This window comes from Treponema zioleckii (assembly GCF_014737315.1).
Lineage (GTDB): Bacteria > Spirochaetota > Spirochaetia > Treponematales > Treponemataceae > Treponema_D > Treponema_D zioleckii.
On record NZ_JPUF01000015.1, the window covers coordinates 15,051 to 38,037 of the forward strand.

General features: G+C 42.7%; 15 protein-coding genes. 4 read left to right on the forward strand and 11 right to left on the reverse strand.

Annotation, left to right across the window (positions count from 1 at the left end):
- Positions 1-135 precede the first annotated feature (135 nt).
- Entirely contained in the window at positions 136-846 is a 711-nt protein-coding gene (locus JI65_RS05580; RefSeq protein WP_191014398.1) for a zinc metallopeptidase, read from the forward strand.
- On the opposite strand, the gene JI65_RS05585 is transcribed toward JI65_RS05580, so the two are convergent.
- From JI65_RS05585 to JI65_RS05595, 3 genes are all read right to left on the reverse strand, one after another.
- Positions 821-1,609, reverse strand: coding sequence for a TIGR02757 family protein (locus tag JI65_RS05585; RefSeq protein ID WP_242457170.1), 789 nt, complete (start codon positions 1,607-1,609; stop codon positions 821-823). The genes JI65_RS05580 and JI65_RS05585 overlap by 26 nt on opposite strands.
- A gap of 117 nt (positions 1,610-1,726) precedes the next feature.
- Entirely contained in the window at positions 1,727-4,876 is a 3,150-nt protein-coding gene (locus JI65_RS05590; RefSeq protein ID WP_191014399.1) for a FlgD immunoglobulin-like domain containing protein, read from the reverse strand.
- 2 nt (positions 4,877-4,878) lie between these two features.
- Positions 4,879-5,964 carry a PorV/PorQ family protein gene (locus tag JI65_RS05595; RefSeq protein ID WP_191014400.1) on the reverse strand — a complete coding sequence of 362 codons (1,086 nt, stop codon included), beginning with the start codon at positions 5,962-5,964 and terminating at the stop codon, positions 4,879-4,881.
- A gap of 347 nt (positions 5,965-6,311) precedes the next feature.
- Here JI65_RS05595 and JI65_RS05600 point away from each other — a divergent pair, with 347 nt between their 5' ends.
- The 3 genes from JI65_RS05600 to JI65_RS05610 all read left to right on the forward strand — a co-directional run bounded on the left by JI65_RS05600 (position 6,312) and on the right by JI65_RS05610 (position 10,384).
- Entirely contained in the window at positions 6,312-7,550 is a 1,239-nt protein-coding gene (locus tag JI65_RS05600) for a peptidoglycan DD-metalloendopeptidase family protein (RefSeq protein ID WP_191014401.1), read from the forward strand.
- 145 nt (positions 7,551-7,695) lie between these two features.
- Positions 7,696-8,028: a hypothetical protein gene (locus tag JI65_RS05605; RefSeq protein ID WP_191014402.1), complete on the forward strand. Its 333-nt coding sequence runs from the start codon at positions 7,696-7,698 to the stop codon at positions 8,026-8,028.
- 157 nt (positions 8,029-8,185) lie between these two features.
- Complete coding sequence (locus JI65_RS05610) at positions 8,186-10,384, forward strand: polysaccharide deacetylase family protein (protein WP_191014403.1); 2,199 nt, start codon at positions 8,186-8,188, stop codon at positions 10,382-10,384.
- Here the strand turns inward: JI65_RS05610 and JI65_RS05615 are convergent.
- From JI65_RS05615 to JI65_RS05650, 8 genes are all read right to left on the reverse strand, one after another.
- A complete protein-coding gene (locus JI65_RS05615; protein ID WP_191014404.1) occupies positions 10,376-11,857 on the reverse strand; it encodes a D-alanyl-D-alanine carboxypeptidase family protein in 1,482 nt (493 codons plus the stop codon). The two genes, JI65_RS05610 and JI65_RS05615, sit on opposite strands and share 9 nt — an antisense overlap.
- Before the next feature lie 127 nt (positions 11,858-11,984).
- Complete coding sequence (locus JI65_RS05620) at positions 11,985-12,362, reverse strand: hypothetical protein (protein ID WP_191014405.1); 378 nt, start codon at positions 12,360-12,362, stop codon at positions 11,985-11,987.
- A 316-nt stretch (positions 12,363-12,678) separates the two neighbouring features.
- A complete protein-coding gene (locus JI65_RS05625) occupies positions 12,679-16,569 on the reverse strand; it encodes a pectinesterase family protein (protein WP_191014406.1) in 3,891 nt (1,296 codons plus the stop codon).
- Positions 16,570-17,161: 592 nt separating this feature from the next.
- A complete protein-coding gene (locus JI65_RS05630; RefSeq protein ID WP_191014407.1) occupies positions 17,162-18,556 on the reverse strand; it encodes a hypothetical protein in 1,395 nt (464 codons plus the stop codon).
- 74 nt (positions 18,557-18,630) lie between these two features.
- Complete coding sequence (locus JI65_RS05635; RefSeq protein WP_191014408.1) at positions 18,631-19,221, reverse strand: YigZ family protein; 591 nt, start codon at positions 19,219-19,221, stop codon at positions 18,631-18,633.
- A gap of 2 nt (positions 19,222-19,223) precedes the next feature.
- Complete coding sequence (locus JI65_RS05640) at positions 19,224-20,153, reverse strand: hypothetical protein (RefSeq protein ID WP_191014409.1); 930 nt, start codon at positions 20,151-20,153, stop codon at positions 19,224-19,226.
- Between the two features lie 279 nt (positions 20,154-20,432).
- Positions 20,433-22,364: a DNA topoisomerase IV subunit A gene (locus JI65_RS05645; RefSeq protein WP_191014410.1), complete on the reverse strand. Its 1,932-nt coding sequence runs from the start codon at positions 22,362-22,364 to the stop codon at positions 20,433-20,435.
- Positions 22,365-22,593: 229 nt separating this feature from the next.
- On the reverse strand, positions 22,594-22,956 hold the full coding sequence (locus JI65_RS05650) for a GxxExxY protein (RefSeq protein WP_242457171.1): 363 nt from the start codon (positions 22,954-22,956) through the stop codon (positions 22,594-22,596).
- Positions 22,957-22,987: the final 31 nt, after the last annotated feature.

Sequence of the window (22,987 nt, forward strand, 5' to 3'; positions counted from 1 at the left end):
TAGGGGCGGGATGATTAAAAATATCGTCATGCTGAATTTGATTCAGCATCTATGTCTTATGGTGTAGAACTTCCAAAGCATAGAGGCAACCCCAAACTTTGACAATGTTAGCATATCAACACAGAGAGGATTTTTATGTACGACTATACGTATTTGATTTTTGTCTTGCCTGCCGTTCTTTTGAGTTTGTGGGCAAGCTCTGCCGTAAATTCAAGATTTTCAAAATATAATAAAGTTCACAGTAGAAAAGGAATTACAGGAGCTCAGGCTGCCGAGCTTTTGCTCAGGGCGAACGGGATTTATGACGTAAAAATTCGGCATATAAGCGGAAATCTTACGGACAATTATAATCCTGGAAATAAAATCCTGAGTCTCAGCGACTCAACTTACTCTAGCACGTCGATTGCGGCGATTGGCGTTGCTGCCCACGAGACTGGGCACGCGATTCAGCACAAAGTTGGCTATGCCCCGCTCGGACTCAGGAGCACTCTTGTTCCTGTGGCGAATATTGGTTCTCGGCTGGGGCCGCTTTTGGTAATAGCAGGGCTTGGTTTTGGATATTTTGGTTCAAGGGAGTCCCTTGCCATTTCTCAGCTGATAATGAATGCAGGAATTCTGCTTTTTTCTGGTGCCGTTCTTTTTTACATCATCACATTGCCAGTTGAATTCAATGCGTCTCGCCGTGCGTTAAAAATTCTGCATCAGACAGGAACTCTTGATTCTAGTGAACTTGCCGGTACCCGAAGTGTTTTGTGGGCTGCCGCAATGACTTATGTGGCTTCTGCTTTGACTGCTGTCGGTCAGCTTTTAAGGCTTCTGTTTATTTCTCAGCGCCGTCGTCGTTAAACTCGTTCCGCTCCGTGTCCACGCCAAGCCCAAAAAGCGCAAAATCCGCTTTTACAGGGTCGTCCGGAAAAACTTCTTTTAGGCGGTCGGTAAGTTCTATGGCCGTCTTGAGATTTGCGGAGCGTATTTTTCCTTTTGAATTCGGCTCGATGATTTTAAAATTCGTGGCTTCTTGCATTACGTGGGTGTCGAGCGGAATCAGCAAGTCTTTTTTTGAATACCAAGTCCACAATCCTAAATCAACTGGGCTTTCCGTTCGGACCATCCACCTTAAAAACATATTCAATTTTTTTGCCGCGGAATCTGGCGAATGGGGGAGCAAGTTGCACTCTTTTGGGAAAAAGCCGGCGATAACGTCGGTGAGCCGTTGAGAAGTGCACTTGTATTCATTCTTAAAAAAATCTCCCAGAGATTCTGATTTTTCGAGAATGATTCTGATTGAATCAAAAAAAAGTCTCATTGAATTGTTGGAATACATTCTGTAAAAAGATTTTTCGTTCTGCGGAAAGAAAATTTCGTATTTTTTTTGAAGAATCCACTCTTGCGGATTGTCGCTCATATTGTTTAGAATCAGTTCGACATGTTGCAAAATCTGCTCTCTTCGCCCGAATGCCAAATTTGCGGCAATAAAAGCTACAATTTCTTGTTCCCGCTGTGTTTTGTAGCGGTGCATGAATTGCGACGGGTCTTTTAAAAGAAAGTCGGCTGTTTCGTATTTTTGAGCCAGACTTCGTAATTTTTCAATAAGTTTTTCTTCAAGCATTATTAAATTATAATAAAAAAGCTGCTGGCTAGGAACAAAGTTTTGTGCCGGCCAACAGCTTTTCTTACGAGTTTATGGCTCCCTCGAAAAACTGAAGTTTTTCGAAGTTACCGTTTTTTATTTGTTCAAAATGAACTCTACGCGACGGTTCTTCCACCAGTTGTCTTTGTCTTCAACACTTGCAACCGGTTTTGTTCCACCCATGCCGACTGTTGAGAGTCGATTTTTTGCGACTCCATATTTGATAAGTTTAGACTTAACAAATTCTGCACGGTCTTTTGAAAGTGGAATAGAGCTTGTGCGTTCTTTTTCCGTGTTCTCTGTGTTGTTTGCGTGTCCTTCAACAGTTACAGTGTAATCCTTGAACTTCTTGAGGACTTGTGCAATTCGTTTGAGAATTCTTTCGTTGTTAGCCTGCTGTTCTTTTGTAACTTTGCTGTTTGAAACAACGTGGCCCTTTGCGTCCTTTTCGCCGTTTAAGCAGAAGTCTGCCGCGTCTGAACGGAATACGATAGAAGGTACGGCCATCTTGAGTTTGTCGCCGTCACGGATAACGAGAATATCAATCTCGATTTTGCCTTCAACCGTGCTTGTCATTCCCAGCGTGTCGGTTACCGTGAATACGTAAGGATAATCCATTGCAGACTGTACGAGTTCGCCTGAGTTAGAGCGACCGTCCCAAACGATTCTCTCGGTAATTGCAGTTTTTCCAGAAGTTGACCAGAAAGGCTTTCCGTATGGGTCTTTAATCTGGAACGACCATGATTTTGGTGTGAGTGCATGGCAGTTTGCTTTGAGAGAAATGAACAAATCATCGTTCTCGCCGTCGTTGTCTGGGCTAAAGTACTGCGGAGAAGTTTTTACGAGAAGCTCCGGTGGCGTTACGCTACAAATGAATGTGCTTGAAGAAACGTCAACTTCATTTCCTTTTTCGTAAGTGATTTTGAGTTTTCCTGTAAATACGCCTTCGGCAGTTTTTCCGTCAGTTCCTTTTCCGTCCCACTTGATTGTTGCTGGAACAGTTTTTGATTCTGTCTGAGTCCACTGTTTAACGATTTTGCCTTCTGGGCTAACAATGTCAAACGACCATTTTTCGATTCCTTCGTTCAAAGTAGTTTTGATTTTGAATTCCTGAGTCTCTTTGAATCCGTCTCCGTTCGGGCTGAATGCACTTTCTTCTGCCGTTACGAATGCCTTTGTTTCGCGCTTGTCGATTGTAAGGTTCGGAATCTCGGTTGTCGCTGTGTTTCCGGCAATGTCTGTAGAAGTGAATACGATTCTGTACTTTCCGTCGTCGAGTTTGTTTCCTGCATCGTCAGTTCCGTCCCATGAGAACGATGGAACCGTACCCTGCCAGTTGTATGCACGAACGACTTTTCCTGCATTGTCGTAAATTGAAGCTGTCCAAGCATCTTCTTTTGAAGAGTCTACTTTGAATGCAACGCTGTCTTTTTTGCCGTCGCCGTCCGGGCTGAACAATGTGTTGTCAGCGGAAACTTTGATGGTCGGAACGCTTGTGTCAACGACGAATACTCGTGAGCTTGCTTCCGGTTTAGTTCCGTTTGTGGCTTCGGTCATAAGCATTGCTTTGTACTTACCGTCAGCAACACGGTTTCCTTTGGCGTCGTTTCCGTTCCATGTGAATGAAGCTGGAAGTGAGCCGCTCTGTTTTGTGTTCCAAACTTCCTCGCCAGTTTCGGCGTTCATAATGCTGAGCTCGTATTTGTTGATTGTAGCCCCACCTTTTGCGTTTGGAGTGAGAACCAATGTTGAGCGGGCATTGTCTGTGGCTGCAGGATTGAATGCGTTTGGTTTTGCAGAAAGAATAAGTTCTGTCTGTGCGGTGTCGAGCTTGATTTTTCCGCCGAAAGCAATTTCGTTCGAGTTTCCTGCGAAGTCTGACGCTGTGAGAACGTATGAGTAAGTTCCGTCTGAGACGAAGTTGTTAGAAGAATCAAGACCGTCCCATGTTACAGTTTCTGGCGGGTATGCGCCAAAACTGAATTCTTTTACGACCTTTCTATTTGAGTCAAGAATTTTACCAGTCCAGTTGTTGATTGGAGATTCAGTCTCTTTGATTTTAGGAATTGACTGTGTGATTGTTACAGAACTCTTTTCTTCTGCACCAGGGTTAAGAATCAAAGTCTCTTCTTTTGTTTTTGAACCGAGCGTAGCAGTTGGTTTTACTGTATCAAGAACGAATTCCGGTGAATTGATGATTTCTGGAACATATCCGTTCAAATATTTTGCGCTTACGCGTGCCTGATAAATTCCGTCTGGAAGAAGTTTTCCGTCATCGCCTTTGCCGGTGAATACGATTTTTTCTTTTGGCTGGTCCGTGCCCGAATAGGTTCGAACAACGTTTCCGTCTTTAGAGAAAATCTCGACCTTCCAGTTTGTGAGCTTGTTTCCTGAGCGTGAATCCGGAAGAGGAATCTTTACGTCAAAGTTGATGTTCGTAAAATCACCGAATCCTGAGAAATATCGGCTTCCCAAAATAGTGATGTTCGTAGAAGGTTTCTCGGCAGAATAAATGATGTTTGTGATTCCTGTTACAGGGGCCACGTTTCCGGCCTTGTCTCTTGCTGTAATCTGGTAGTTGTAAACGCCGTCCGGAAGAGGAGCGCCAACGTCATCGGTTCCGTTCCATTCGACATTTGAAGGTGATGCTGAATTCCATTTGTATGATCGAACGACTTTGCCGTCCGCATTTGTAAATGCAGCTTCCCACAAATCTTCTGTTGAACCGCTCTGCGTAATGTTGAATACGGTTTTTGCGCCTTCTCCGAAAATCTTTTCGTTTGCACCTGGCTGAGCGAGAGTTACTTCTGGAGGTGTGTTGTCAACTGTGACAGCGAGTTTTCTTGTTTTTGCAGTGTTTCCGTTGTCATCAGAAGCTGTAACGTAATAGAAATAATTTCCATCAGGAGCAATTTCTCCGTTGTCCATTACACCGTTCCAAGTGACTGATTTTGGAATGTCAACACCGGCTTTTGGCGTGATGAGCGACTTCCAGAAAGATTTGAATGTGATTCTGCTCGGTCGTTTTTCTTTGTTGCCGATTGTTCGGACAACTTCGCCTTTTTCGTTCTCAATAACAAAAGACCATGCTGTTACGTATCGTTTTTCCTTGATTTGAAGAGGTACTGCAAGTTCATCCTGTACGCCATCGTTGTTTGGTGAAATGTAGACAGTCTCTTTTTGTGCAAAAGCAATTCCTGACGAGAGGAGAATTGCCATAACTGAAGATGTCAAAAGTTTTTTCATGATTAGTTATCTCCCCACATTGTGATTTCTGGAGCCTGCGTGTCTTTTAGACCCAGGTCAACTTCGATTCCCGCGCTTACCGCGTCAACGTTCTGGTACATTCGCTGCCAAGCCGCGCTTGTCGTAACTTCGCTCTGTTCCCAGCCTTTGCTAGAAAGTTTTTCGTTGTTTGACTTGAAGATAAAATTGAAACTCAGTCCGACAGACGGCAAAATGTTCTTTGCATCGTTTGCGAATTCCTGAACGTCAAATTCCCAAGAAGAAGAAAGTTTTATGATTTTAAAGAACTGCATCTGAAGTCCTGCGTCAAAAACAAAATCCTGGAATCCTGGGAACGCAAAGTCTGCCGAAAGTCCGAACTTGAAGTTCTCCGCATCAACCAAAGTTGCTGCCGAACCGATTCTGAGCGTTGCGATTCCCGGCCACATTGAAGCGTCGTCGTAAATTTCTGCGCTTGTTCCGTTAGAAAGTGTAATGTTCGTTGTTTTGATTCCGTTTACGGTTGTTTTTGTGTACATTTTTCCGAGATTCGTGATTGCAGAACCGAATCTTACGTTCTTAAGGAATTTAATGTCGCCGTAATTCCAGTAAGCTCCCAAAGCTGCGCTTGCGGTCCAGTCGCTTTCAAATCCCCACAAAAGTCCTACGTTGCCGCTTAGTCCGACAGACACGCTGTCCGTAATATCTTTTGCGTAGCCGAGCGTAAGATTCATGCTGTTGCCAAGCTGCATGTGCTCATACGGAACGAAAACTCCCTGGATGATTGCTGTAGGAACGCACCAGCGGTTTGCAAGCAGAATTCCGAGTTCAAATCCGCCGCCGAGCGAATGGTCATCATCTGCGCTGTCAAAAAGCAAAGTGCCGCCCGCTGTTAGCGTGCTTCTCTGATTGAAGCCCGGCAATGCGGGATTGTTTAGAATTGAATCTGGAGTGACGTGAAGAAGTGGTCCGCCTGCAGCAGATTTTGCTCCTGTAAGCAACTCAGGACTTGTAATCCTGAGAGAATTTTGTCCGCCGGCAGGCGGATTGTAAGCGAACAGACTTGCACTCATAAAAAGAGATGCTGCCGCAACGATAAACTTTTTCATTTTTTCCTCCCAAATGAAAATTGCTTGTATTATGTGGGAAAGTTGCCTCCAAAAGCTGAATCATTTGAAGTCTCCCATGTAAGTTTTTGACTCGTTTAAAATTTGATTTTTGGAGAGAGAATCACCAGTATGATTTTAATTTAAAACAAATTCTTTTAAAGTATCGAATAGAGTATCGGCCATTAAAAAAATGCACATAAGCCACTTTTGGTTACTAAAATCTCTAAAAAATAAGGGAAGCTCGAAAAACTAACAGCTTTTTTGTATGCGCCCATAAGTTTTGCCAAATTTTTATGACTGTTTTCCAATTTTCTAAATATCCTTTTTATTTTGACGATATTCTATATATGGAAATAATTAGTTATGTAGGCGGTGGGGTTGCCGCAAGAACAGACCGACCGCAAAAAAGTAAAAATTATCCTACGTTAAATTTAAGAAAAAATACTGAACGGCGTCACGAGCGTGCTTTTGCAGTAAATGCGCTTAGCGCTTCGGATTCCGTTCTTTTAGAAAGTCCAGTTTCTGTTGAAAAATCTGCCAAGCGTAAAAAGATAAGACGCGAGCGAATGAGCACGCGGGCATTCTTTTTTATGACGTTTATGACTCTTTTGGTTTTGTCAGTCGCACCGTATACGGTTTTTAAGTACAGACTTTATCAGGATACGCACATGGGGCCGCTTGTCCTTGATTCGTTTTTTTCTGACGAAGTTTCGATTTTGAATTCGGAAATGCGAAAATTCGCGATGGATCTTTCGAATGCCGGTATTTCCAGCCTGAGTCACAACGTACTCGACGAGGAAGGAAATATTCTTTCGAATGCGGATTTAGGATTTTCTGATGTGGTTACGTTCAAAACGTATCGCGTAAAAGACGGGGAGACAATCGGTTCTATCCGAAGGAAATTCAGTCTTGCGAATGACGGTACGCTCATAAACGTAAACAAAATTGAAAACGTTCGAAATTTGATGGCCGGCCAAAAATTAAAAATTCCTTCACAGGACGGAATTTTGCACAAGGTTGGAAACGGTGAGAATCTTACTTCGATTGCCACAAAATATAATGTTCCTATAGAAGAAATTCTTGATGTGAATGATTTGGAAACCGATATTTTGGCTCCTGGCAAAGAACTTTTTATTCCTGGGGCAATGATGGACGAGACCGAATACAGAAAGTCCTTGGGCGAACTTTTTGCTTGTCCTCTTTCTGGAAAATGGTATTTGAGTTCTCCGTTCGGAAAGCGAATAAATCCGATTACCGGTGTTGCCGGTTCGAACCACAACGGAATCGATATGGCGATTTCTGCCGGAACAAAAATTAAGTCAACCATGAGCGGAGATGTTGCCTATGTGGGTTATTCCAATGTTTATGGAAACTATGTGATTATAAATCACTTGAACGGCTATCAGTCTCTTTACGCGCACATGTCAAAAACACTTGCTCGGCAAGGACAGAAAGTTGGCCAGGGAACGGTAATCGGGCTTGTAGGTTCTACGGGAATGTCTACGGGGCCGCACTTGCATTTTACGATTTATAAAAACGGAAAGGCCGTTGACCCTCAGAAAATTCTAAATTTGAAGAAACGCTAGAGGTAACTTTAAAAATGCGATGCTTTAAGTCCTGCTATTTTCAGGATTTAAAACTCGCAGGCATTTCAAAAAATATCCAAATTTTAAGTTTTTCGAGATGCCCTAAATAATGACAGAAATTTATTTTCTGTGGTAAAATGATTCCATGAAATTTATGTCATTTTGCAGGTCGTGTGGACGTGCCGTTGAAAATGAATTTGTTTTTTGCCCGTGGTGTGGAGTTGAAAGATTTTCTTCTGCCGCGAATACGGCAAAAAACAGAGAATCTGGCGGTGTGCAAGAGCCTTTGTCAAATGCGTTGAGCCAGGAATTGATAGACGAGGTTTTTATACAGCTTGAAGAAAAGCAGTCTTCAAACCGCAATAAACGAGTTCGTGTAATGGAATCTAAACTCGAAGCTCTTGAAAAGGAGCTGGATACACTTGCGTTGATTGCGGAGACTCACGAATGCCAGCAAAAACACAAATCAGACGACTAAGACAATTGATTCGTTTAAAAGATTTCTTTTATTGTATGATTGCAAATACGCTTGCAGATATATTAGCATCCCTTAAAAAACAGAAAATATTTGGATTCCTAAAAATCGCATTCGGATTTTCTGTTCGTTTTTTCGGGGATTTTTTTTATGCAGCCCTTTGGCTTCTCAAGTTAAATTTGAATATCCTCAAATCAACGAGAATGATAAAATAATTTTTATTGTCGAGCATTCATCAGCTTTTTCGCCATCCTACAAAACACTTTTTTTGGCTGATGCGGCGAACGTTAAAGATTCAAAGATCCTTACGTGCTTTCCGGAAAAAATGCAGATTCTCACAGAAGTGAACGGCGGAAAATCAAAAGAATATCTTGAAATACGAAATCGTTACGGAACTGCCCGGTTTACGACTTCGGACATGAATCTTGTTTGGTATTCAAAAGTTCCTGAAATCCCTGCTGAATCAACTCGCCTTGTTCCAGAAATTTCGAGTCCGGACGGAAGATGGCTCTGTTACGTAAAAAGAACCGGGGCCACGGTTGGCCAGCTTGTAATTCGCAATAATTCAGACTTAAAAGAATACGTTCTTGATGAAAATGCCGCTTTTAGCTTTACGAAAGTGCCTGTAAAATGGTCGCCGGACGGAGCTGTTTTAATCTACGAAAAAAACGGAAATATTTATTTTATTGACCCAAAGATGGCTTTTCAAAAATATCAGATTGACGATGCGTTCCGAAAAATTGGCGAAGGTTCAATCAATTCCGTAAATTGGGCAAACCGAAAGACTTTGATTTATATAAATCGCGATTTGGTTTATAAATTGAACGCGAACGAACTTTTTACGCGAAGTTTGTATGCCGGAATGGCGGGTTCTGGAATTGTTGCGGGACGAATCCCAGTGTCTTTTGACGCAAAAAATGATGAATTTTGGGTGAACTCGGCAGAGACAGCCCTTGCCGTAAAAAATGCGAACTGCATCATCACGTGTTTTAAAATGAACACTGACGGCGGCGAGTACATTTCCAGCACCTATTCAAAGCCTTTTACTGACCCTCGTGGTTCGGTCGTAAATTATTATGTTTTTTGGGGCGAAAGCGAGACTCCTATTTTGTGGGTGAATCTAATAGGTCTTTTGGACGGAAAGCCTAAAACCAGCGTTTTTAAAATCGACTCGCAAATGAAGCAAATTGCCACTTTTGACGAAGCTGGAATTCCGATTCCGTCGCCGGACGGAAAAAAGTTGGCCTTTGCCCTGAACGACGCGCTTTTTGTTTATGACATCGACACATGGAAACCACTCGGAAAAATCAGCGGGGAAAAGCCTGTCTCGTATGCCTGGAGCGGAAATTACTCGATTTTTGCGGGCGGGGAATCTACCGTGCGGCATTGGAAGCTTAACGGCGGCGAAGACAAAAAAGGCCTTGTTCGCACGTTGTTCCTTTCTTCCGTGCGGAGTGCGGTCTGGAATGATTCAGAAATTTTGGTGAGAGATGCTTGCCGCGACGATGTTTTTTATTCTTATGATTCAAAAAATCATTATTGGAAAAAATCAATTGAAGAATTTGATGAAGAAATCTTAAAAAGTTCAAAATATCTTCAGAACGGAAAATATCGTGTTTTTACGGATGCGACCGAGAATAAAAAATTTGAGAATACGATTTACGTACGTGCGCTAAATGCAGCCGGAAGCACCAAACCGATTTTTCTTTCCACCACAAAAAAAACGCCTGCACCTAAAAAAATTTCTTTGATTTTTGACGCAGTTGATTCTGTTGATGGACTGAGTACGATTCTGTACGTGCTTTCGCGATACGGAATCAAGTCAACTTTCTTTTTTAACGGTGAATTTATAAGGCGTTATCCCCTTGAAACGAAGCAAATAATCTATTGCGGCCACGAGGCTGCCTCAATGTTTTTTAACAATGTTGACCTTACTGCTAAAAACGGATTCGTCGTTGATTCTGAATACATTCAGCGGGGACTTGCCCGAAACGAAGATGAATTTTTTAATTTGACAGGAACCGAGTTGAGTCTTTTTTGGCATGCGCCGGGCTATAAATCTTCCGAGATGATAAAAAAATCTGGCGATGATTGCGGATACACTTATGTTGAGGCTGGAAGATTCAGTCTGGACACAAAAACTTTGGAGCAAGGTTCTGCAAACAAATCTTGGTATATGACGGCAGACCAGCTGGTTATGTTTTATGCCCAAAACGTAAAAAATGGTTCCATGATTCCAATCAGCGTGGGAAATCCGAACGGAACGAGAGGCGATTACCTTTATGAAAAATTGGATTTGCTGATTGGAATTCTTATGGATGCAGGATATGAGTTTGTTCCCGTGAGAAAGTTATTTTAGCTTGTGCGTTGCGAGTTTTCCCCAGAATAATCCCCAATTGTCTGCCGGATTTGCGTTTCTGTCGGCAACGAGCGGAACAGTTTGCAAAACAGTTTTTCCGATTTTGTATTGAATTTGCCCGTAAATCCGGCCTGCAGTTACACCGCCATAAATATATTTTGGAATTGAAACCTCGGCTTCTATGCTGTCTGCAGTGTCTTGCGGGGTTTTCCCCGTAATGTGCGGAACCGAAATAATTTCATCCCAGGCCGGTACCAAATTTACGAATTTTTCTTCTGTTCCTGGAGTCGGAATCGTAAAAATCGTTTTTACCCGTTCTCTTGCAACGTAATCCGCAAATGACGAAAAAGCCCATTCCATTATTTCTTTGCCGTCGTGCACTCGTCCGGCCTGTCCTTCTTTTGTATTGTTTCCCGGTCCTTTCATCGTTACAGAAATGAATCTTTCTTTTCCGCGTTTTACGGTTAGCGCGAGATTGTAGCCGCTTTCATAAATGAATCCTGTTTTTATTCCATCGCAACCTTCCAGCTCGCCTAAAAGCGGATTTGTGTTTTTTTGAAAAATCGCTTTTGAGTCGCCGTAGCTTTTTTGCCAGGACGGCAAATTTCCTTCCGTCGGATAAAAAATTGACGGCATTGAATGAAATTGCAATGCGATGTCGCCGAATTTTTTCATGTAAATATAGATGAACTGAGCAAGTTCCCGCGGGGTTGTAAGATTATTTTCATCGTAGCCGGACGTGTCTACAAAATGCGTGTGGACGAGTCCCAAATTTTTGCAAGTTTCATTCATTTTTTTTATGAATTCGTCCGTGCCGCCGCTTATGTACGATGCTACCGCAATAGCCGCATCGTTTCCGCTGGCAACTGCAAGACCGTTCAAAAGTTCCCGCAGCGTAACGGTTTGACCCTGACCCAAAAACATTTTTGACGCATCGGAAGGCAAGTTGATTGCCCACGACCGTTCTGGCAAAGGAACAACGTCATCTAGCGAGATTTTTCCTGAATTGATTTCTTCAAAAACGAGATACATTACGAATAGTTTTGTTATTGAAGCCGGCGGAATTATTTGGTCTGCATTTTTTTCATAAATCACGCAGCCGTTTGCAAAATCGTATACAATTGCGGATTCTGCCCAGACATTAAGTTTTGCAGGTCTTATTGAATACGGAAGCTCTGTTATTTTGAGTGAATATTTTTGCGGAAAAGTTTCCGAAAGGATTTTGTTCAAGTAAACTTGCTGTTCACCGGTTAGACTTTTCACATTTTCTAATTTTCCGAAGGTTCCGACCCAAATGTTAAAAAATAGCAAGGTGATTAAAAAAATGACCGTAAGAATCAGGGCGTAAATAGTAAGTTTTGCAGCTCTTGGCAGCGCAACAAATTTTTCGAATCCTGATTTTCCATGCACTTTCTGATATTTTGCTTCTTCTTGTTTGTTAAAATCTTTAGTTTCGTCTTCAAAATATTGCATGAATTGATTCTATCAAAAAAGAAAAAAAAACGTCATTGCAAAAACATAAGCCTTTGCAATGACGAACCAACGGGTTAGTCTCAGTTGTGTTGGGAGGAGGTTATATATACGGAGTTTCCGTATGCAGTTATTCTACTTCGAAATTCGACACGTGCTTAAAAGTCAGTCGTTTTTTGCCGATTCGAATGTCGCAGTATGCTTTGTTTGAATACAAAAGCACTGAATATGCGATACCGTATAAAGTGTCCACCGCAGTACAAGTAATAATTTGGTCACCAGTGTTAAAATCCATGCCGTAATCGTAGTCAAGCAATTCGTACTTTGTCGTTCGTTTTGGAGTTTGATACTCCATAAACTTTTCTTTATCGTTGACCGTGATTACTACTTTTTCTGAATTTGTTACACCGATAAAATCAAGTTTTTTGATGGGCTTTGCGTTTGCTGTTGAAAAACCAAGTAGCAAAACAAGCAAAACAGGTATACATTTTTTGATGAAGTTTTTCATAGCGCACCTCCTGTTAAGTTTTCCCCACTCAAAGTTTCCTCGTATTCCAATTATAAATCTAAAATCTCTAATTTGTCTAATATTTTTATGTTGATAAATAGAAATTTAATTTTTAGGAATTGATAGAAAGTAAAGTTGGGAAAAATCTTAAAATAAAAGAGAATTTTAAATGAAAAGTTACAAATGATTTTAGGTATCTCGAAAAAATCTGTTAGTTTTCCGAAATTTCCTTTAAAAAACGCACCAGCTGTTTGAAGTTCACTTCATTGTTGCTGGTGCGTTGATTTCGTTTTTTAAGAGATAAAAATCCTATTCGCTATTTGAGCGAATTCATTACTTTTTGTTCGTATGAAGTCCAGTAAGCCTCCTTGCACGTAAAGTTTCCTGTTGAATCAACCGTAAACAGGTTTTCGCCGTCAGCATTTTCTCCGAGCACTTTTGTCGGTTTTACGAGATTTTTTGCCAGTGCCGGAATTTTTGCCTTGATTTCTTTTGCGAACTCACCCGCAAGAATGAATCCTCCGAGCTTGTTGTTGTGCGTGCTGTCGCCTGGGAACATGAGTTTTCGCGCAAGTTCGTCGCTTCCTGCCGATTTATAAGCGTTCTCGTAGAATTTTTTTGTCAGCTCGAATCCGTCGATTAAAAGAACTTTTTCCTCGGCGGCAAGCTGTTTTACCGCTTCGCAATATGCGTTGTTCTCGGTCGGGAACGTGCCCATTGATTCTGTGGATTTGTCCTCGGAATCGTGGTGCGGGCGAATTGTTCCGTCGGCGTTAAAGTAAAGTCGGCTTACCGGCGTTACGAGAATTGGAATCGCACCTGCTTTTTTTGCAACGTCAACGTACTGTTTTAAGTACCATTTGTAAGTGCCGCCTTTCCAGCCGTAGAATTCGTCGCCGTATTTTGAAACCAAAGATGATGGAGTCTTGATTTTCTTTCCGGCCGTTACGGGGTAAATTCCGTTTGAGTCGGCTTTTCCGAGCGGAACGTAGCGGTCTTCAAGGTAGCCGGCTTCGTTGTGGCAGTCGTTGTGCCCGAACTGAATGAAAAGATAGTCGCCTTTTCCGATTTTTTCCTGAATTTTTTTGAGCGAGCCTTCATTGATAAAGTTTCGTGAAGAGCGTCCGCCCTGAGCGTAGTTCTGTATTGCTACAGAATTTCCGAAGAATGCCTGAATGTATTCGCCCCATGAGCCTTCGCTGCGGACTTTTCCGCCCATCCAGATTCCGTTTGCGCTGTAGTCCGTTACTGTAGAGTCGCCTGCAAGGAACACGTTGATTGCTCCTGCCGTGCGAGGTCTGTCTGCCGCAGCTTTTGCAGGTGTTGCGTAGCCTTCCTTTATTTGAGCTTCAAGTTTTACTTCTGCCGGAGCGCCTGTTTTTCCGCTTCTGAGTTTTGGCGTTACGACCGCCTTGATGAACGAATTTGAGTCATCTTTTGTCAAAAGATAAGTTTTGTCTGCAAAACCTTTTGATTCTTTTATGAGTGTTTCCTGGCTTCCGCTGATTCTGTACCACTTTATAGAAGAAATATCTTCTTCGTCAGCCTTTCCGAGCGAGTAGTGCAGTGTGATTGTGTGTCCTGGGTACGGAGTGTTTATGTCGTCGTCAGTCGTAAAGCTTGGTTTTTTTGCGAATGCGGCTTCTCCTGATTTTTTAGGCAGTGCGCTGAACGCCGGAGTCCAGTCGCCAAAGAAATCTTTTGGCTCAAAACCGTCGATTTTTGAAAGGACTGTGCCTTCCGTGCGGTAATCGAGGTCTGCGTTTTCGCCGTCTTCGATTGTGCCGAATTCGCGGAAGTTTGCGTTTTCAGGTTTGTTTCCGCTCATTTGAGTCCAGCCCTGCACGTTAAAAATGTTCGCAGTTCCGATTGTTGAGTTTACGAACGCAACGCGTGCGTCTTTTCCCCACGGTCGGCCCAAATATCCTTGTCCGACGAAATAATTCTGGTTTGCGCTTAAAAGACAATTGTAGAAGAGATAGCCTTTTTTGCTCGTTGTGCGCGCAGCAGTCAAATATCCGCCTGCCGCGCCTTCCGTTGTGTAGCCTGCAAAACTGATTTCGCAGTCTTCAAAAACAACATCGCCGTCGCCAAAAATAAAATCCGTGTTTCCTTCAATAAAACAGTTCCTGAAGTAGCTTCGGAGAACTTCGTTTTTGTACGGATTGTCCTCTGATTTTTGCGCTTCCGAATTGTAGCCCGTGTAAAGTGTGTCCTGGCTTCCCAAGAATTTGCAGTTTATGAATTCAGTTCTGCATGCCTCAATTAAGATTGCCGCAGCCCGCTCCGTAAGTGGTTTTGAGCGGACGTCCGAGTTGATTTTTCGCTCAGGAACGCTTCCGTCGGATTTTACGCCGTCATCAAGTTCTTCGTCCGTAATGTATTTGTTGAACGACGTTTCGAACGTGATTCCTTCGGCGCGGAATGCCGTTGCGCTTGGCTGAATGTAAGTTGCGCCTCCCCATTTTGCGACAGGATGCTTTGCGAATTTGTCGTAAGCCAAATCTTCGTCGTACCAGCCTTTTTCGTCGGCAGAGTAGTACGTGTAGCCGATTCCGTAGTACCAGGTGAGTTTGACTTCTTTTGAAGGCGTGTCATTTTTTAAGGTGACGTAAGGAACGTTTACGATAACCTGCTCGCGGTAAATTCCCGGTGCAATGTGAATCGTGATTCGGTCTTTCTCGGATTGCGGGTTCATTGCCTTTGCTGCTCTGAGAGCCGCGTTCACCGTTTTGTATTTTGCTTTTGGACCGACTTTCAGGTCTTTTTTGAGCTTGATTTTTGTTTCCGGTGCAATCTTAAAAGACATTTTGATGTTTTTTGAAACCGCGTTTCCGGAAATTACGACGTGATTTACAGTTTTTGTGTTTTCCGTTTCCGCAAGAACTTCGTACTGACCGTCGCGGAGAGCTACCGAATATGAATCCTTGCTGATTTTTCCGCTGTAAACGTAGCCGTCATCAAGATTTTTGAAGGAAATTGATTTTGGAAGAGGTTTTGTTTCCCCGAAGAATTTTCCGTTCACCGCATACGTTTTTTTGAGGGAAACTTCGATGTTTTCAGAAAAATCCTTTGAAAGCTCAAAAGAGCCTCCCTTCGTGATTTCGTAGTCATTTGCTCCTTCAAGGCTTGCCGTGTAGCGCACCATCGGTTCCAGTTTTGCTTCGTAGGCAAAAGTTCCGTTTTGGCCCGAAAGTTTTGCTTCGATCGGCTGATAAACGCTGCCTTTTGGCGGATTCATAACGAGCTTTAATTTTGAAGTGTCATATTTTGAATCGATTCCTGTGAGTTTTCCGCTTGCCTTGTAGAGAATTGCTTCCGCTACGACGAGGTTTGCCGTGTGAGAGATTCCTGGAGCTATTTTTGCAAGGTCAAGGATTCTTGTGTCAGGATTGATTCCGTAGCCAGGAACGCCTGAAAGAACCGCCGTGAATGTTTTTCCGGCAGGAAGGCTTGCTTTGTAGCTGTTTCCTGAGACTTGCGCATTCAGTTCCTGATTCGTGCCTTTTACAACGAATTTGAGCGAGCCTTTTCCGTTGAGATTTGAAAGCGAACCTGTCACTTCGACAGCTGGTTTTCTTACGACTCTGTAAAAAACAGGTTTTCCGGCTTTTTTGTCCGTCCAGATTCTGTAAGTGCCGGATGTAAGTGCAATGTATGAATAGATTTGCGATTCAGCTTTGATTGGGGCAGTTTCGTCCTGAACGGTTGTAACTTTGCCGTCATCTCCGACTGTTGAAAAGTGAATCGTTGTGTCTGCGGCGGCAGAGAGCCGTGCGTAGAATGTTACGATGTCTCCTGCGCGGACGTTTTTGAGCGTGAGGCACCGTCTGTTGTCGCCGCCGCTTCCGTTGCAGTAGTAAATTCCGTTTGAGGTGTAACCGTCATCAAATGTGTATGAGGCGTAGCCCTGAGTTCCGTAATTCTTTTTTCCCGGATTCGACTCCGTTCCGTAGTAGGCACGGTCGTTTGCCACGACGGTGAGCGTAAGGTCGCCGTAGGAAATGTCTCCCGCACTGTCGTATTTTCCGCCGGTGCCGAGGAGGGCTGTGTTGTCAATGTCGGTCTGTGAGATGTGGTTTTGCGCTCCGCTTTCTGGAACGCCTCCAAAATCCCACACGTCGATTTTTCGGTTTTGGGCTGACAAAGCTGTAATTGCCGAGAGGGCAAAAACTGCACCAAAAACTTTCTGAAGAATTTTTTTCATACAAAACCTCTTACATGTAAGACGAGTATTTTTATTTTGTATAGACTACCACGTGAAGAGGTGAAAAGTTTTGTTGCGTCTTAGACCTTTTCCGCTATCTTTTGAAAAACCGTCACACAAAACTGTTTCAGGGGCATGAAAATCAGTTTTCAGATTTCTAACGCAGATAAATTCGGGTTTTCGCAGATTTGACTGGGTGCCGCATTATGAACAGGCTTGCTGGTGCAAAAATCTCTGCTGTCGTCCGCTACGCCGCTTAAAAAATATTTTGTATTTTTTAGAAAATCACTTTTTTGAGGAAATATAAAATATATTTTTGTGGTTTTGCGCATTTTGAGGAAATACAAAATATATTTTTGAGATTTTCGGATTTTGAGAAAAATATAAAATATATTTTTACGATTCTGGCTATTTTTAACGAAATACAAAATATATTAGCCAGAATTTTTGATTTTAAAGAAATATAAAATGATTTTTGAAGAAAAACTGACAGCCCTAAAATATATCAAAAACGTCACCCTGAACTTGTTTCAGGCTCTTGTCCCGCATTTGTGCAGGGAGGCTGAAGCAAGTTCTGCATGACAGAATGTAGTTAGCGGGAAAGACGCTGTAAATCGGTTCTTAGAGTTTTGCTTTCTGGATAGTTTTTGAGTCCTTCTTCTACGACTAGCTTTGCCTCATCTTTTTTGCCCGAATTTGCAAGCTTTGCCGCCTGATTGTGGATTTTTACTTCGTAATTTCGCATAAAACTTGCTTTTTGCCGGGTCAGGTTCGCGTCGTTCGGGAGTTCCAAAAGTCCTTTTTCGGAAAACTTTGCGGCTTCTATAAAATTCTCGCCTTTTGAAATCCTGTTCGCCTCGGTCTGGTAGGCAAAGCTGACGAGTTTTTCATAATTTTTTTGCGGAAGAACGCTTTTTTTGCCATGAACGGCATTTATTGCGTTTTCGAACGGTTCGTTTTTTATGATGTAGTTGAGCTGATTTTCGGTTAGGATTCTCGTAAGTTCGTTGTAGTCGGACGGGGAAAGCAAATCCTGATTTTTTGTGAGCGTCAAAAATCCTTCTTCAAACTGATTTTTTTTTGCTGATTCCGCAACCGAATTATTTATGATTGCAAGCGTGTTGTTTTCAAAAATCGGCGAGTCCCCGAATTTTGCCTTTGCTTCACGCACGAGCTGTAAGGCTTCGTCATTCTTTTGGGAATTTGACAAATCAACCGACGCATTCGTAACGCACTGATAAAAAGTTGTCATTGCTTCGGAAGAGTTGTTTTGAATGTAAAGCGCGTCCACCGCAAGTTCGATTGATTTTGAATTCTGAATTTTCCGCTGCAGCGTTACGATTCTGTTGTTCAAAATCAGCGCGATGAGCCTAAAATCAGAAATTTCATGCCGGCCGCGGTATTTTTTTTGCGGAACCGAAATGTATTTTTTTGAGTTCGGAATCTGATTTTTTTTGCCCGGCTCAAATCCGTAAGGATTTGTCGTTTCAACATCGATTTTTCTGTCGTCAATCGTAACCGTGCAAAATGCATGGTCCGGGGTTTCAACCGCCACCACGGGAATTTCAAGGCACTTCAAAAAATAAATGTAGAGAATGTCGGAAGAAACGCAGTTGTAAATTCCCTGCTCAAGTGCCACGTCAACGAGAGTCTGCATTTCCGAGTATTTTGAGATGATTTTTTCGTAAAGAAACGAGAGAGCCTTCTGAGCTTTTTCAGTCTGGCTTGTCTCGGCCGTGAGTGTTTTTTCAAATTCCGCAAAGTGATTTTTTAAAATCGAAGTGAGCGAAAGAATTTTGTCGTCCGTGCAGCCCGAAGCGGTGAGTGCGGCTTTTAAAAAATCCTCGTGCGGAAGAAAATTCTCCTTTGCCTGAATGTGCCCCTGCAAAAAATTATAGCGTTCATCGTGTTCAAAATTAAAATCCGAGGAAAAAGCCCTAAAAAACAAAAGAAAAATCAATCCCGAAGCAAAAAAAAGTTTTTTCATAACAGTAAAATAAATATACCGCAAAAAAACGCCCCCAACAAGAAAAATGATTTTGTTTGGGGCAGGGATTCTTTTTACTTTCCCACAGTCACTTTTCCGTTCGTGCTGTCGAAGATTGTGTTTTTTAGGTGGTCAAAGTCGGTTACGGCGATTTTTCCGGTGATTGAGATTAGTTCTCCAAAGTCTTCGGTTGTTTCGTAGATGGTGAAGTTTTCAAAAATCTTTTTTACGACCTGATACATCTGATAATCGGTTTTGAGCGAAAAGCCCGTTTTGTCGATGAGTTCCTCAAATTCCGCATTTTCGAGCACGTTTTTTACGCCGTTTCCGTAGGCATGGACAAGCCCGCCGGTGCCTAAAAGCGTGCCGCCAAACCATCTCGTCACTGTTACAAGAATGTTCGTCACTCCGCGGCCTTTTAGAACGTCAAGCATTGGTCTTCCGGCTGTGCCGCCCGGTTCGCCGTCGTCGCTCATGCCCATAACTTCTGCGTTCTTGCCGCATATAAAGGCATGGCAAACGTGCGTCGCGTCGGCGTATTTCTGTTTCTGAGCTTTTATGAGTTCTCGGACCTTTGCCTGAGAGTCAATCAAAAAAAGTTCTGAGAGAAATCTTGAGCCTTTGATGTTTTCTTCGAATGAGGAATATTTTACGGGAACTTTCATTTTTATGGCTCCAAGTTTTCGTTCTGCACAGGATTGCCGATTAAAAGTGGCGGTGCGCTTTTAGATTTTTCATCACCATTTTCATCTTCTGAATTTTTTGTGAGCGAAACGTAAAAAACTGGAATCGAAAAATAGATTCTGATTAGGGCCGTTAGGCTGTTCAAAAGATAGATAAAATCTGCCACGAAAAACAGGATTGAAGTGCTTTCGCCTTTTTTTGCCCTTGCAATGTTCAGGATGATTCCGAGAACAATCGCGATTACAAGATAGCGTCCGCCAGCTCGCAGTGCAAAGCCGATGAATCTAAAATAATTCCATTTTTTGAGGATTAACGAATAGCTTTTTTTGAACGGATACCAGAACGGTTTTTCTTTGTTGTCAAAACGAAGGTCGAATGAGAGAACCGTTGGCAAAAGGATTATGAACGAAGCTACTGCTGTGAGTGCGAGGATTACGACCCGCACTGAATATCGTGCAATGATTTGAAGGGATTCCGCGTCGAGCTTCATTCCTTTTGTAATAAACGCCATGATTTCTGCGTCGATTTTTACTGCGTGGACGAATTTTCCGCTCGCAAAGCCGATGATTCCGATTAGAACCGTGTACACGATGCAGACCGGAAGTGATTGGCGGAGGTTTTTGAGTCCGTAAAAGAGGTAGCCCAAAGTTACGTATTCTTTTCGCACGATTCTCAGGAGCATAACCGCAAAGCCGTATTCGAGGAGCAGGAATTCAAAGAGCAGCGCGCTTACAAAAATATTGATAAAAAGCGCACTTTGCGGCAAAAGTTGGCTGACTCGTGTTTCGAGCATAGCGAACGCAAGTGCAGTGAACATTTGCAGGAGCATTTTGACAAAAAGTGTGTACATCACTTTTCCGACTGCGTTTTTTGTGTTCTGATTCAAAATCAGCATCATTTCTTTTATTTTCATAAATATTTCCTAAATATTGCTTACAAAAATCTGTGCGTGCGTTTTCTGCATTATCAACTTGTAAATGTAAAAATCTGCTCGTGCGTTCACTGCGGTGCTTCAAAAAAATGATGGCTGACCGTAAGAGGTATCCGACTCCCTTCGGTCGCGAACGGTCAGAATCGTTTTTTTGCTTCACCTCCGTTACCGCACGAGCAGATTTTTGGTTTGGTTTTTCATAATACGAAATTCCTCTCATATTCTTTTGTCAACTTTTAAAGTCAATATTTTCTCCATTCGCTAGACCGAAGGGGCGTTGTTGCTTTCTTCCACTTGGATTTCTTTTACTTCGCGGGAAGAGAGTTTTAAGCCCTGGGTTTTTAAGCCCTTTTCTTCGTAGTCGTGGGCTTTGAATTCTTCTTCTGTAATCCTGATTTTTGGCTTTTTCTCGTAAATCAGTTTGAAGGTGAATTTTTCCCGCGTGTCAATGTGAAGAATCTCCGCTCCTTCCGGCGCGATAAAATAGTCCCTGTTCAAAATCCAGCTTGGAATTCTGCACCGCTTGATGTATGCGAATTTTGTTTTTGGGTCCATAAAAATCACGGTGAAGAGGACTTTGTTTATCACTTCTTTTGTGCCGAGCTGGCAGAACCACATTCCCTTGTCCACGAAGATTTTCTGCGGAACGTCCGTAACTGTGTAGATTCCGTTTCGGCGCATGTAAAGGATTCTGTCGAACGGCGAGACTTTCATAATTTCGCTTCCGCTTGAAACCGAGGTTCCGAGGTAGCCTTTTTCGTCGTAGCGGAGGCTCAAATCTGCCTTTGCGATTTCTTTTACGTCAACCGCGTCGAATTTCTTGATTTTTGTCTTCCGCTTGAATTCTTTTTCGTCGAATTTCTGCTGCATTCCTTCAAGATATTCAATCGCACATTCTGTGAGGTGTTTTAGCCTTCGGGCGATTTCTTTGAGCTTCGCGTTGATTTCGCGCACTTCCGCACGGTTTTTGTTTATGTCGTAGAGCGAGATTCTGCGGATTGGAATTGCGAGAAGATGTTCGATGTCGTCGTCAGAAAGTTCCCTCACGAGTTCGTCCTTGAACGGTACGAATCCGTCTTCCACGGCTTTTTTTACGGCGGCCTGGGTTTTCATTTCCTCGATTGCTTTGTAAATGCGCTCTTCAATAAAAATGCGTTCGAGCGTGCGAAGGTGCAGTTTGTCGGTGAGCTGCTCGCGGTCAAATTCAAGTTCGTCCTTGATGATTGAAGTGAGCTTTTGTGCGTAGAATTTGATGATTTCGGTCGCCGTCATCAGAACCGGCATGTTGTCTTTTATGACGAGCATCTGGCACGAGATTGATTTTTCGCAGTCTGTGTACGCGTAGAGTGAGTCGATTACGTCCTGAGTGTACACTCCGCGCGGGAGCTTAATCTCAATGTTGCAGCGGTCAGTCGTGTAGTTTTCGACCGAGCTGATTTTTATTTTTCCGGCCTTGTAGGCGTTGTCAATCGATGTGAGAAGGTCTTTTGCGTTCGTGTCCACCGGCAGTTCCGTGATGACGATTTTTTTGTCGTCGCTCACGTCGATTTTTGCCCGCGTGATGATTTTTCCGTTTCCGTCGTTGTAGTTTGAAACGTCCATGAGTCCGCCGGTTGAAACGTCTGGGAAGATTTTAAAATCCTCGCCTTTGAGACATTTTATTTCTGCGTCAAGAACTTCTTTTACGTTGTACGGCAAGATTTTCGTGCTCATGCCGACGGCAATTCCTTCCGCACCGATGATGAGCGTTACAGGAATTTTTGCGCGGTAAACTTCCGGCTCTTCGCTTCGTCCGTCAAAATTCGGAACGTAGTGCGTGATTTTCGGGTTCGTTACGAGAAAGTCCTTTGCGAGGCTGTGAATGCGGCACTCGATGTATCGCCCTGCGGATGCCGGGTCGCCGGTGAATTTATTACCGAAGTTTCCCTGCTTTTCGATGAAGATTTCTTTGTTCGCAAGATTGACGAGCGCGCCGTAAATAGAAGCGTCTCCGTGCGGGTGATATTTCATTGTTCGTCCGACAACAAAAGACACTTTCTGGAAATACCCGTCGTCAACTTCAAAGAGCGTGTGCATGATTCGCCTCTGAACTGGCTTTAAGCCATCTTCAAGGTCTGGAATCGCTCGGTCACGAATAACGTAAGAAGCGTATTCAATAAAGTTTTTATCAAAAAGATTTTTTACAAATGCCATTTGCTTTCCTTGATTGTTCTGACACAGATAAACGGTGATGAACTCAGATAGGACACAGATAAAAATAAAAATCCGTGTCACATCCGTGTATATCCGTGCTCATCTGTGTCTTTTTTGCATTGCCACAGATAAACAGTGATGAACTCAAATATGGCACAGATAAAAATAAAAAATATCTGTGTCTCATCCGTGTGTATCCGTGTTCATCTGTGTCTCCCAAAAAAAACTCCTAATTCACAATTCTTTCGACCGTAATTTTAGGTGCGCCGAAATTTATTAGTAAGCCAATTTTTTTATTTGAGGCTCTCAAATAATTTAAAACTTGTGCACGATGAATATTTTCTGTTGCTTTTGTAGATTTTAGTTCAACAATAACTGAACTTTCAACATACAAATCGGCAACATAATCGCCTACACAAAAGCCTTTATACATTACAGGAAGAGGATATTGCTGCTCAACTTCCAATCCCAGATTTTTTAATTCAAAGAAAAGAGCGTTTTCATAAACTTTTTCAAGAAAACCAGAGCCGAGAGCGTTTGCCACAGTGTAAGCAGCTCCGATTATTTTTTGAGTTATTTCGTTTATGTTCAACATGCTCTCCTTTTTGTTATTTTTGAAAAAA